Raw genomic sequence first — 12,201 nt, forward strand, 5'->3', positions numbered from 1 at the left:
GCTCGAGACGGAGCGCCGCGCACCCGTACTCCGGGTCCGGGCCCTTGCGCCTCGGGTCTTGACCGGGGCGGGGTTCTGGACGATGCCATGCGCCGAATGGTCCGCTCCGCCTCCCGCACCCTGGCCCTCGTCATCCTGGCCGCCGTCCTCGCCTGTGCCGTGTCCGCGGGGGTGGGGGCCTGGCGCTTCCACCACAAGGACCCCAAGGCCCCGGTGGTGCGGCTCGACGAGTACGTGGTGATGGGCTGGGTGGGCTGGGACTCGAGCTGGTACATGCGCATCGCCCAGGACGGGTACGAGTACACGCCCGGCCAGCAGAACTCGGTGGCCTTCTTCCCGCTCTACCCGCTGGCCATCCGCGCCGTGGAGCGGCTCGGGCCGAACGTGTACCAGGCGGGGGTGCTCGTCACCCTGCTGTGTGGGCCGCTCGCGCTCCTGCTCTTCCTGCGCTGGGCGCGCACGCGCGTGGAGGACGAGACCACCGCGCTCCAGGCCGCGCTGCTGCTCGCGCTCTACCCCTTCACCTTCTTCCTCTACGGGGTGATGTACTCCGACGCGCTCTTCCTGCTGCTGGTGGTGGGGGCCTTCCTCCTGCTGGAGAAGGGGCACCTGGTGACGGCGGTGCTGCTGGGCGCGGTGGCGACGGCGGCGCGGCCCGTGGCGCCCGCGGTGGTGCTGGGGCTGATGGCGCGCCGGCTCGAGTGGAAGCGCGAGCGGGGACTGCGCTGGAGCGCCCTGGACCTGCTGCCCGTGCTGTCCGCGCTCGGCTTCGGGCTCTACATGCTCTACCTCGGGGAGCGCTTCGGCGCGCCCTTCGCCTTCGCCGAGACGCAGGCGGGGTGGGGCCAGGCTCCCGGTTGGGAGTCGTGGCTGAAGGTGCACTGGCTCCACACCGTCTTCTCCCACGCCACCAATGGCGAGACGCGCTTGCGGCTCATCCTCCACGGGCTGTTGACCCTGGGGGCGCTCGCGCTGGTGTGGCCCACCTTCCGGCGCCTGGGCTGGGGCTATGGCGTGTTCTGCGCCGCGCTCGTCGGCATCCCCACCGTGGCCACCAAGGACTTCATGGGCATGGGGCGCTACCTCATCTCCGCCTTCCCGCTCTTCCTCACCCTCGCGCTGCTGCTGCGCGACCGCCCGCGCGTGCGTCAGGCCCTGCTCGCCGTGGGCGCCGTGTCGCTCGTCCTCCTGTCGGCCGCCTTCGGCCTGGACCACTACATCTCGTGAACGCTCCCCTCCCACCGGCCCTCGCGCTCTTCTCCCACCTGCCTCCCGGCGAGCGCTTCCACGTGCACGCCCGCGCCTTCTCCGCGCCCCTCGAGGCCGTCGCCGCCCGTGTACCCCCGGGTGGGAGGGTGGCCGACGTGGGCTGCGGCCATGGCCTGCTCTCCGCGCTGCTCGCCCTCGGCGACTCCCGGCGCACCGTGTACGGGGTCGATCCTGACCCGCGTAAAATCGAGTGGGCCCGGCAGGGGCCCGGCCGTCTGCCCAACGTGAAGACGGAGGTGGGCACCGTGGAGTCGCTCGCCGAGCGCATGCCCGGCCAGTTCGACGCGGTGGTGGTGTGCGACGTCCTCTACCTGCTGCCGGTGGAGCGCTGGCCCGGCTTCCTGCGCGAGGCCCGGCGCCTGCTGCGTCCCGGGGGGCGGCTGCTGCTGAAGGAGGCCGAGGGGGACCGCTCCTGGAAGCACCTCAAGTGCCTGGCGCAGGAGGTGGTGATGGTGAAGCTGCTCGGCCGGACGAAGGCCGGGGGCGCGCTGGTGCTCCAGCCGCGCGAGGCGGTGGAGGCCCTGCTGCGCGAGGCCGGCTTCTCCCCTTGCGAGACGGTGGCACTGGGGCAGGGCTACTCCACGCCCCACATCCTCTACGTGGCCGAGGCCACCCCGTAGGGGGGGCGTTGCTCAGGGCTTCAGGCCCACCGCCACGAACTCGTTGTAGGTGAACAGCTTGCCCACCGGACGCGGGAACGGAAACGAGTAGCCGCGCACCGGCTGGAAGCCCACCGCGCGAATGAGGCGCTCGAGCGCGGCGAGGTCCACGAACTCCACGTGCGTCGGGTCGCTCCGGTAGCCGGCCTCTTGCGGCGTCACGAGGATGAGCTTGCCGCCGGGCTTGAGCAGGGGGGCGTAGCCGCGCACCAACTCCACGGCGTCCTGCTCGCGCAGGTGCTCGAGCACATGGGCCAGCAGCAACGAGTCGAAGCGCCCCGGCCGGTGGTACTCCGAGGCCTGGAGCTCGTCGGGCGTGAACGCGAGGAGCCCGCGCTTCCGGGCGAGCGCGATGGAGGCCGCGTTGTGGTCCACCCCCACACCCTGGCCCCTCAGGTGGGCGAGGTTCCGGCCGATGCCGCACCCGATGTCCAGGGTGAAGCCCGGCTCCAGCCTCCGCAGGTTCCACCGGTAGGGCGCCTGGACGTCGAGCCAGCGCTTCCACCAGAGGGTGTCACTGCGCAGCAGGCGCTCCGTGTACCGCGCGTCGTCGGTGGTGAGGGGACGGACAGGCTCCTGTGCCATGGGCGGGACCTTACTCCCTCGGCGGGGGTCGAGACCGACCCACCTCAAGCCGGGACAGTGGCGCTGGGAGCGGCCAGCGCGCCGTAGGTGGTCAGCTCCACCCCGAGCCGCTCGACGCACGCGCGCACGCGCGGGCTGGTGAGCGCATCCAACTCGGACTGCCAGCCGTAGCTCCAGGCTGGATCCTCCGGCACGTGCGGACGGCCCTCGCCCGGGTGGCAGCCGAGCTCGAAGTCCCCCGAGGGCAGGGACTCCAGCAGCGAGAGCAGGGCGGGCTCGGTGAGCTGTCCCGCCTCGAAGACGCCGCCCGAGCTCACCCGCCGCACTCCGGACGCGGGCCGCGGGGCGGCACGGGCCAGCAGCGTCAGCAGTGACGTCTTCACGGCCGGCCCGGGCGCTCGCAGCCACGACACGCGGGGGAGCCGGTCCGGCCAGCGCAGGGGGAGCCCCTCGCGCACGGCCAGGGCCTCCACCAGTGGGCGTACGCCCGGCAGCAGGTGCAGGTGCTGGTGGGCATCCAGGTGGTCCACCTCCGCGCCCAGCCTCCGCGCGCGTGCCACCTGCGAGGACAGCTCCAGCTCCAGCTCCTCGCGGCGTACCTGGCCGGTGAGCCACGCCCGGGCGAAGTCCGCCCAGCTCGTGCGCAGGAGTCCGCCGGGAGCCACCGTGGGCACGTGCGAGGCGGGCGCCGCCGGAGGCAGCCGGGTGGAGAGGGCCAGGTGGACGCCCAGGGCCAGTCCCTGCGCCCGGGCCCGCTCCACCGCCTCCGGCGCATCGGGGCCCCTCACCAGCACGGTGGCGCTGGTGACGATGCCCTCGCGGTGCGCCCGGAGGATGCCCGCGTCCAGGGCCGGGTGCAGCCCGAGGTCGTCCGCGTTGACGACGAGGCGTGTGGCGGCCACCGCGCTACCCGTGGCCGCGCGCCCGCTCGCGCTCGCGCGCCATGCCGTGCAGCGGGGCCACCGAGGGCGGCAGCCGCACCGGGCGCTGTGCCACCTGGGGGTGACGCGTCTCCGGGTAGAGCTTCACCAGCTCGCGCACCATCTTCGCGATGACCGTGGGCGAGGACAGCGTGGAGATGCCGCGCGTGCGCGGGAAGTAGTCCACGCCCATCTGGAACACGCGGAAGTCCTGGTGGATGGCCTTCACCACCAGCTCCGCGTCGATGAAGGAGCCCTGGCTGTTGAGCTCCACCGCCTCCAGCACCCGCCGGTGCATCACCTTGAAGCTGAAGTTGATGTCCTTCACGTGGACACCGAACAGCGTGCGGATGAGCAGGTTGTAGGCGAACGAGTAGACGATGCGCTTGGGGCCCTCGCTCGTGCGGTCGTGCCGGAAGGCGCAGATCATGTCCGCCTCCAGGTACTTCATCAGGTGCAGCGCCCGCTCCAGCTCTTTCAAGTCGAACGGCAGGTCGATGTCCGAGTACACCACCACGTCCTTGGTGGACGCGGACAGGCCCGTGCGCATCGCCCCGCCCAGCTTCAGATTGACGGGGTGGGTGATGAACCGGAACTGGGGGATGCGCGCCGCCAGCTGCTCGCAGATTTCCTGCGTGCGGTCCGTGGAGGCGTCGTTGACGACGATGATTTCGAAGTCGTCCGTGAGCCGCGGTAGCACTTCCATGGCGCGCGATACCGACCGCTCGACGTAGTCCTCCTCGTTCCAGGCGGGGAAGAACAAGCTGATACTGGGAGATTTGCCCACGGTGAGAGACCTCGGCGGTGCGCCCCTGTGACACGGCGGTGTGACGAGCCGGGTGGCTATCAAACATTGCCGGGCGACCGCAATCCAACGGTCGCCCGGCGTCACACGCCCGTGGTAGCCTCGCGGCTTGGGCTTGGTTTCGGGGAACGATGTGGGAGACAGGCGCCTCATTCTGTTGGTGGACGAACTGCCCGAGCGGCAGGCGGGCCTGGCGAGCACCCTGGAGCACGAGGGCTACTCCGTCCGGCTGGTGTCGGCGGGTGCGGCGGCCCAACGCCTCATTGACGAGGCCCAGCTGGTGCTCCTCGTGCTGGGTCCCGCCGGGGGCCCCTCGCGCGCACTGCTGCAGCACCTGATGGGGCGCGAGGACGCCGGGCAGGGCTTGAGCGTCATCGCCCTGGTGCCCGAGGAGGAGCACGCGGCGGCGGTGGCCGTGTTGCGGCTGGGCGCCGAGGTGGTGCGCACCCCCGTGGACACCGAGGAGCTGGTGGCCCGTGTGGCCCGCTGCCTCCACGAGCGCGAGCGCCTGGAGGCGCTCCTCTCGCGCGTGGCCTCCCTGGAGCGCCTGTCCATCACCGACGGCCTCACCGGGGTGCACAACCACCGCTACTTCCAGGACCGGTTGCGCGAGGAGTTCCGGCGCGCCCAGCGCTATGACGACGCGCTCTCGCTCATCCTCATCGACCTGGACCACTTCAAGGCCTTCAACGACACGCACGGCCACCAGGTGGGCGACCTCGTGCTGCGCGACGTGGCGGCCTCCCTCCAGCGCAGCCTGCGCGAGACGGACCTGCTCGCCCGCTATGGAGGCGAGGAGTTCGCCATCCTCCTGCCGCGCACCCCGCTGGCCGGTGCCCTCACCGTGGCCGAGCGCGTCTGGCGCGAGCTGGGCGCGCTGAAAACCGGCCCCGAGCGCACCCTGCGCGTCACCGCCTCGGTGGGCCTGTCCTCCTTCCCCCACCACGCCGTCAACAACGCCGAGCAACTGGTACGCTCCGCCGACCAGGCCCTCTACCGGGCCAAGGACGAGGGCCGTAACCGCATCTGCGTCCACGCCGCCGGCCTGAGCTTCGACAGGGCCCTCTCCCGCTAGCCCGCTCTCATACTCCGAGTGGGTCATCATTGACCCGATTCATAGGTCGGGGTATGGAGAGACCCAGGGTGGGCGCGAGCCCCGGGTGCGGAAGTACCCGGTATCAGGGGGCTTTGCGCGGGGGTGGAGGTTGGCCGCGTCATTGCAATGCTTCGGGGTTGGACCCAGGACGAGGTTGCCACTGGAACTGGCGCAGACACAGGGAGCGGTGCCACGCGGACGGCTGCTGCTGGTGGACGACGAGGAGTACATCCTGAAGTCCATCCGGCGGGTGCTCCGTCGCGGCGATTGGCAGATCGAGACGGCCTCCGATGCGGAGGAGGGCCTCAAGGCCCTCGAACGCTTTACGCCCGAGGTGGTCATCTCCGATTTCCGCATGCCGGGGATGAACGGGGTGGAGTTCCTCAGCCGCGTGAAGGCGCAGGTGCCACGGGCCCAGCGCATCATGCTGACCGGCCAGGCCGATCAGCAGGCCATCGAGGAGGCCATCAACCGGTCGGAGATCTTCCGTTTCATCTCCAAACCATGGAACGACAGTCACCTGGTGCTCACGGTCAAGAGCGCCTTCGAGCAGTACGCGCTCCAGACGGAGAACGAGCGCCTGCTCCGGGTGACGCAGCAGCAGAACGAGGAGCTGCGGCGGCTCAACGCGGAGCTGGAGACGCGGGTGGCCCTTCGCACGCACCTGCTGAGCCAGGCCAAGCGCGAGTGGGAGCTGTCGTTCGACTCCATGGACACGCCGCTGGCCGTGGTGCGCCGCGATTACGGGGTGCGCCGGGCCAACCGGGCGTACACCCTGCTGGCCGGTGACCGGCTGCGCGAGCCGCTGTCCGAGGAGGGCAGCGAGCAGCTGTGCCACAAGCTGCTGTTCGACCGCGACACGCCCTGCGCGGGCTGCCCGGTGCCCGAGGCCCTGCAGAGCGGCAAGGGGGCTCGCGCGGAGATTTCGCAGCGCGGGCGTACCTACGCCATGGCCGCCTATCCGCTCACGGGCGAGGGCCGCGCGGTGTGCTCCTACCGGGACATCACCGACGAGCGCGAGATGACGCGCCGGCTCATCGACACGGAGAAGATGGCGGCGGTGGGCCAGCTCGCCGGCGGCGTGGCGCACGAAATCAACAACCCGCTGGGCGGCATCCTCGCCTTCGCGCAGTTGATGAAGCGCGACGAGGGCCGCACCGCCTCGGATCTCGAGTCGTTGGATCTCATCGAGGAGAGCGCGCTGCGCTGCAAGCGCATCGTCGAGAGCCTCCTGAAGTTCAGCCGCCACAGCCGGACGGAGGATCGCCGCGGCTTCCCGCTCAACAAGTGCGCGGAGGACTCGGCGGTGCTCTTCGGGGCCCAGCTCAAGAGCTACCCCAAGGTGAAGCTGGAGCTGCGCCTGGCGACGGATCTGCCGGAGCTGTTCGGCGATCCGGGGCAGCTGTCGCAGGTGCTGCTCAACCTGCTGCAGAACGGGCTGCACGCGCTGCCGCCCGAGGGTGGAGTGCTCGTGCTGGAGACGGGCCGGGACGGCGATCGCTGCTACTTCCGGGTCACCGACACCGGCAGCGGCATCGAGGAGCGTTACCTGGCGCGCATCTTCGAGCCGTCGTTCACGACCAAGCCGCCCGGCCAGGGCACCGGCCTGGGCCTGTCCATCGCCTACCGCATCGTCGAGGACCACGGCGGCATCTTCAAGGTGGACACCAAGACGGGTGAGGGCTCGCGCTTCACCGTCTACATCCCCATTCCCCTGCAGCTCGAGAGGTTGCCGTGACCCCGCAGCCGTCCACCACCACCAAGCGTGCGAAGGTCCTGGTCGTGGATGACGATCAGATCGTCCTCAAGGCGGTCACGTCCATCCTCACCCGGGAGAGCTACCAGGTCGTCTCCATCGACGATGCCGTGGAAGGACTCACGGCGGCCAAGGACCCGTCCATCGACGTGGCCGTCCTGGACATCAAGATGCCCAACCTGTCCGGCATGGACCTGCTGCGCGGTATCAAGGCGGCGAGGCCGGACGTGGAGGTCATCATGATGACCGCCTTCGCCACCGTGGAGACGGCGGTGGAGGCGGTGAAGGCCGGCGCGTACGACTACCTCACCAAGCCCTTCGAGAACATCGACGAAGTGAGCATGACGGTGGCCAAGGCCGCCGAGCGCAAGGCCCTGCGCGACAGGGCCCGGACGCTGGAGGAGGCGCTCACCGCGCGCAACCAGTTCGAGGAGCTGATCGGCCAGTCCTCGCAGATGCGCGCCGTCTTCAAGCTGGTGGAGACGGTGAGCCACTCGACGGCCACCGTGCTCATCCAGGGCGAGAGCGGCACCGGCAAGGAGCTGGTGGCGCGGGCCATCCACTACCGCAGCGCGCGCAAGGACAAGCCCTTCGTGGCGGTCAACTGCTCGGCGCTGTCGGACACGCTGCTGGAGAGCGAGCTCTTCGGCCACGTGAAGGGCAGCTTCACCGGGGCCACCTCGAACAAGAAGGGCCTCTTCGAGGCCGCGGACGGCGGCACCATCTTCCTCGACGAGATTGGCGACGTGCCTCCCGCCACCCAGGTGCGCCTGTTGCGCGTGCTGCAGGAGGGCGAGGTCAAGCGCGTGGGCGCCAACGAGCCGGTGAAGGTGGACGTGCGCGTCATCGCCGCCACGCACGTGGACCTGAACCGGGCCAAGGAGCAGGGCAAGTTCCGCGAGGACCTCTTCTACCGCCTCAACGTCATCACCATCGACCTGCCGCCGCTGCGCGACAGGCCCGAGGACGTGCCGCTGCTGGCGCACCACTTCCTCAAGCTCTACACGGCGAAGGTGGACAAGCGCGTGACGGGCTTCACGCCGCGCGCCATGGAGGCCCTCACCTGCAACCGGTGGACGGGCAACGTGCGCGAGCTGGAGAACGTCATCGAGCGCGCGGTGGTGCTCACGTCCAAGGAAGTGCTGGACACCGACGACCTGCCGCCGGGCTTCCAGGACGCGCCGCAGGCCGGAGCGCAGGTGGAGGTGTTCAGCCTCGCGCACCTGCCGTACGCCCAGGCCAAGCGCCTGGCCATGCGCGCCTTCGAGCGGCGCTACCTCACCGCGCTCCTCGAGAAGCACAACCACAACGTCTCCAGCGCCGCGCGCGCCGCGGGCGTCGACCGCTCCAACTTCCGCCGCCTGCTCAAGCAGTACGAGGTGGCCGGGCGCTCCATGAAGCGCGGCAAGGACGGGGACGACGACGACGCGCTCGAGGCGGCGTCCTGAGTCCCAGGCCCCCGGTGCTCCCGGGGGCCTTTTTCATTTCGAGGGCTTGGGGGTGGTGACGTACTCGCCGCCGACGAAGCGGTAGACGGTGTCCGTGATGTAGTCCTCCTTGCTCGGCGCGAGGATGGCGCGCGGGTAGGGGCCCTCGGGGATGACGCGGGCCTCGCCATTCGAGTCGAAGACGGGGACGAGTTCCGCGCCGCGCACGTCGTAGAAGGTCGTCTCTTTCGACTCCGCGCACTCCCGGTTGCCATCGTCCCGGAGCGCCGAGTCGCTTTGGCGGGTGACGATGCGCAGCGTCTCCCGGCCGCGATCGGTGAGGTGGACGCTCTCGAAGCTCAGGGGATTGTCGGCCGAGCACCCCCCGAATCCCCGGCCATTCGCGCCCAGGGTCCCCAGCTTGCACCACTCGTCCTCGCCGAGCGGGTGGAGCACGACGAGCAGGGTCGCGGGGAATCCGTAGCAGTCGGAGTCGAAGTCGAAGCGCAGCAACCGGTCCTGCGTCTCCGCGTCGACGAGGGCCAGATCGTCGACCAGGGAGACACTGGGCGTTGCCAGCTGGCACTTCGTCTCCGTGGGCTCTTCTCCGAGCTGCCGGAGGAGCCGCCACACCAGATGCTCGCCGGGTCCTTCCGTTCCCGAGGTGCCCTCCGGTTGTTCCCAGGCCTTCAGGTCGAGCTGGATGCGCTGGGACACGGGGCACTCGAAGCGGGTGCAGGGTTGGGGCTGGAAGGGGCCCACCGCCTGCTCCAACCCGGCGAGGGCGCGCGGGACGCAGTTGTCGGGGACCGTGTCTCCCGCCCAGACCTTCTTCGGGAGCGCGCAGAGGGCCTCGGCGAACTGCTGGCGCAGCGGCGACGCATCCGTCCGCGGAATGCCGTCCTTCAGCGTCAGCTCGTCCTCGTTGATGGGCACGGCCTGCGCGGCCCGGTAGCGGTGGAACTGGTCGCGGCACTCGCTCGCGCGCCGGGCGTTGGAATCGCCTCCACACGCCTCGTACAGCGAGCACTGCTCCTGGATGGACTGGTTGTAGAGCTTCTGCAGCTTCATCTCGGCGGAGAACTGCTTGCGGTCCGCCTTCTTGAGCTTCAGCAGCCGCACGTCCAGCCGATCGTTCATCACCTGGCGGGTGCAGTCCGCGAGCCGGCTGGCGACCTTCGCCTTCCAGTTCGGCGCCTGGACGCATTCGCCCAGGAGCTTCTCGTCGAGAAGCTTCGTGGCGTTCGCCTCGCATGTTTCCAGGGTGTCCCCCGTCACGCGCGCCTCGTCGTCGATGCACTTCGCCCGCACGGCCTGCGCTGGCCACAGCAGCAGTGCCGCCAGCACCATCGGAAGGGTGGCCCTCATGCACGAGAGCCTACCATCCGGGTCACGCCGTCGAGGGTTCAGCCGTCCTCTCCGGGCTCGCGTTCGCGGCCCTCGAGCTGACGCTGAATCTCCTCGTAGCGCTCGGACAGCTCCTTCTCGAGGCCGTTCTGCGTGGGCTGGTAGAAGCGCTGGCCGCGCAGGGCCTCGGGGAGGTAGTCCTCGGGGACGTAGTGGCCCTCGAAGTTGTGCGGGTACTTGTAGCCCGCCCCGTACCCGAGCGACTTCATCAGCTTCGTGGGCGCGTTGCGCAGGTGCAGGGGCACGGGGAGGGGCCCGCGCTCGGTGACGGCGGCGCGGGCCGCGGCGTACGCGGTGAGCACCGCGTTCGACTTGGGCGCCAGCGCCAGGTACGTCACCGCCTGCGTGAGGGGCAGGGTGCCCTCGGGAAGGCCCACCAGCTCGAAGGCCCGCAGCGCGTCCACCGCCACGCTCAGCGCCCTCGGGTCCGCGTTGCCGATGTCCTCCGAGGCGAAGATGACCATGCGCCGGAAGATGAAGACGGGGTCCTCGCCCGCCTCCAGCATCCGCGTCATCCAGTAGAGCGCCGCGTCCACGTCCGAGCCGCGCATGCTCTTGATGAAGGCGCTGATGACGTTGTAGTGCTCCTCGCCGCCCTTGTCGTAGAGCAGCGCCTTGTGCTGCAGGGCCTCCTCGGCGCTGGCCTTGTCCACCCGGGTGCCGCCGTGCGCGGCCGCCGCCTCCAGCGCGGTGAGTGCCCGGCGCGCGTCTCCTCCCGAGGCCTGGACGATGAACACGAGCGCCTCGTCGTCCACCTCCACCCGGCCGCCCAGTCCCCGCGGGTCCACCACCGCCCGGCGCAGCAGCGCCACGAGCTCCTCCTCCTCCAGCCCGCGCAGGGTGACGACGCGCGCACGAGACAGGAGGGCCGCGTTCACCTCGAAGGAGGGATTCTCCGTGGTGGCGCCGATGAGGGTGACGGTGCCCTTCTCCACGTGGGGCAGCAGCGCGTCCTGCTGCGCCTTGTTGAAGCGGTGGATTTCGTCCACGAAGAGGAGGGTGCGCTGACGGTTCATCCTCCAGCGCTCCTGGGCCCGGGCCACCGTCTCGCGGATGTCCTTCACGCCGGAGAGCACGGCGGAGAGGGACTCGAAGGCGGAGCCGGTGGAGTGGGCGATGACATGGGCGAGCGTCGTCTTGCCCGTCCCCGGGGGGCCCCAGAGGATGAGCGAGGGCACCTGGTCCTGCTGGATGGCCCGGCGCAGGAAGCGGCCCTCTCCCGTGAGGTGCTCCTGGCCGACGAAATCCTCCAGCCGGGTGGGGCGCATCCGCTCCGCCAGGGGGGCCAGGGTGGCCGCGTCCTTCTGGCTGGCATGCTCGAAGAGGTCCATGGGCAATCCTGTCGTCCAGGGGGCTCGTGTCACAGGGTCATCGAAGCGGCCATTTCGTCCAGCGCTCCCCTGGCCGTCTGGACTAGAACCCGTCCTTATCGTGCAGACCCTGGTGCTCGTTGCGAAGAAGGACAAGCCCGAGGCGGCGGAGCTCGCCGCGCGCATCCGCGAACACTACCCCTCGCTCGAGGTGCTGGGCGACCGGCTCCTGGCCCATACGCTTGGCTGGCAGCGCGTGGACGACCGGGAGCTGGCGGCCCGGGCGGAGCTGGTGGTGGTGCTGGGAGGTGATGGCACCCTCATCCACGCGGCCCGGCTGCTCGACGGCCGCCCCACGCCCATCATGGGCGTCAACCTGGGCAGCCTGGGCTTCATGACGGAGATCCCCGTCGAGGAGCTGTTCACCTCGCTGGACGAGGTGCTCGCCGGCCGCTTCAAGACGGACTCGCGGATGAAGCTGTGCTCGCGGCTGGTGCGCGAGGGCAAGGTGCTGGTGCAGGACGAGGTCCTCAACGACGTGGTCATCAACAAGGGCGCGCTGGCGCGCATCGCGGACCACGAGGTGTCCATCGAGGGCGTACCCATCGCCACGTACAAGGCGGACGGCGTCATCCTGGCCACGCCCACCGGTTCCACGGCGTACTCGCTGAGCGCGGGAGGGCCCATCGTGCACCCGTCGGTGGACTGCACGGTGCTCTCGCCCATCTGCTCGCACGCGCTCACGCACCGGCCCATCATCGTGCCGGCGGACCGCACCATCCGCGTCACGCTGGCGACTGAAACGGCGGACACCTTCCTCACGCTGGATGGGCAGACGGGCCACAGCCTGCAGTGCGGCGACAGCATCGAGGTGGTGCGCTCGCCCAACCGGGTGAACCTGGTGCGCAACCCGCGCGTGGGCTACTTCTCCATCCTCCGGCAGAAGCTGCACTGGGGCGAGCGGTAG

General features: G+C 70.2%; 11 protein-coding genes. 6 read left to right on the top strand and 5 right to left on the bottom strand.

The features are described 5' to 3' along the window. The first annotated feature begins 96 nt into the window (after positions 1–96). Together ACJ8AN_RS18060 and ACJ8AN_RS18065 are read left to right on the top strand one after the other, a co-directional pair. Positions 97–1,227, top strand: coding sequence for a mannosyltransferase family protein (locus ACJ8AN_RS18060; protein ID WP_407756690.1), 1,131 nt, complete (start codon positions 97–99; stop codon positions 1,225–1,227). Then, a complete protein-coding gene (locus ACJ8AN_RS18065; RefSeq protein ID WP_407756622.1) occupies positions 1,224–1,889 on the top strand; it encodes a class I SAM-dependent methyltransferase in 666 nt (221 codons plus the stop codon). Before ACJ8AN_RS18060 ends, ACJ8AN_RS18065 begins: the two co-directional genes overlap by 4 nt. Positions 1,890–1,901: 12 nt before the next feature. Here ACJ8AN_RS18065 and ACJ8AN_RS18070 read toward each other — a convergent pair whose 3' ends face one another. From ACJ8AN_RS18070 to ACJ8AN_RS18080, 3 genes are read right to left on the bottom strand one after another with little or no spacing between them, the layout of a single operon-like run. After that, the gene (locus ACJ8AN_RS18070) at positions 1,902–2,513 is read right to left on the bottom strand and encodes a class I SAM-dependent methyltransferase (RefSeq protein WP_407756623.1); all 612 of its coding nucleotides are present in this window, start codon (positions 2,511–2,513) and stop codon (positions 1,902–1,904) included. 44 nt (positions 2,514–2,557) lie between these two features. Then, on the bottom strand, positions 2,558–3,415 hold the full coding sequence (locus ACJ8AN_RS18075) for a ChbG/HpnK family deacetylase (protein WP_407756624.1): 858 nt from the start codon (positions 3,413–3,415) through the stop codon (positions 2,558–2,560). Between the two features lie 4 nt (positions 3,416–3,419). After that, positions 3,420–4,220: a glycosyltransferase family 2 protein gene (locus ACJ8AN_RS18080; protein ID WP_407756625.1), complete on the bottom strand. Its 801-nt coding sequence runs from the start codon at positions 4,218–4,220 to the stop codon at positions 3,420–3,422. A 178-nt stretch (positions 4,221–4,398) separates the two neighbouring features. Here ACJ8AN_RS18080 and ACJ8AN_RS18085 point away from each other — a divergent pair, with 178 nt between their 5' ends. The 3 genes from ACJ8AN_RS18085 (at position 4,399) to ACJ8AN_RS18095 (ending at position 8,538) form a co-directional block, all read left to right on the top strand. Further along, the gene (locus ACJ8AN_RS18085) at positions 4,399–5,313 is read left to right on the top strand and encodes a diguanylate cyclase (protein WP_407756691.1); all 915 of its coding nucleotides are present in this window, start codon (positions 4,399–4,401) and stop codon (positions 5,311–5,313) included. Between the two features lie 181 nt (positions 5,314–5,494). Then, positions 5,495–7,072, top strand: coding sequence for an ATP-binding protein (locus ACJ8AN_RS18090; RefSeq protein ID WP_407756692.1), 1,578 nt, complete (start codon positions 5,495–5,497; stop codon positions 7,070–7,072). Next, positions 7,069–8,538, top strand: a complete 1,470-nt coding sequence (locus ACJ8AN_RS18095; protein ID WP_407756626.1) for a sigma-54-dependent transcriptional regulator — start codon at positions 7,069–7,071, stop codon at positions 8,536–8,538. Before ACJ8AN_RS18090 ends, ACJ8AN_RS18095 begins: the two co-directional genes overlap by 4 nt. 33 nt (positions 8,539–8,571) lie before the next feature. On the opposite strand, the gene ACJ8AN_RS18100 is transcribed toward ACJ8AN_RS18095, so the two are convergent. After that, positions 8,572–9,885, bottom strand: coding sequence for a hypothetical protein (locus ACJ8AN_RS18100; protein ID WP_407756627.1), 1,314 nt, complete (start codon positions 9,883–9,885; stop codon positions 8,572–8,574). A gap of 38 nt (positions 9,886–9,923) precedes the next feature. Beyond that, positions 9,924–11,255: a replication-associated recombination protein A gene (locus tag ACJ8AN_RS18105; protein ID WP_407756628.1), complete on the bottom strand. Its 1,332-nt coding sequence runs from the start codon at positions 11,253–11,255 to the stop codon at positions 9,924–9,926. A 100-nt stretch (positions 11,256–11,355) separates the two neighbouring features. Here ACJ8AN_RS18105 and ACJ8AN_RS18110 point away from each other — a divergent pair, with 100 nt between their 5' ends. After that, complete coding sequence (locus ACJ8AN_RS18110) at positions 11,356–12,201, top strand: NAD(+)/NADH kinase (protein WP_407756629.1); 846 nt, start codon at positions 11,356–11,358, stop codon at positions 12,199–12,201.

The organism is Archangium sp. (genome assembly GCF_045802675.1).
Classification (GTDB): Bacteria; Myxococcota; Myxococcia; order Myxococcales; family Myxococcaceae; genus Archangium.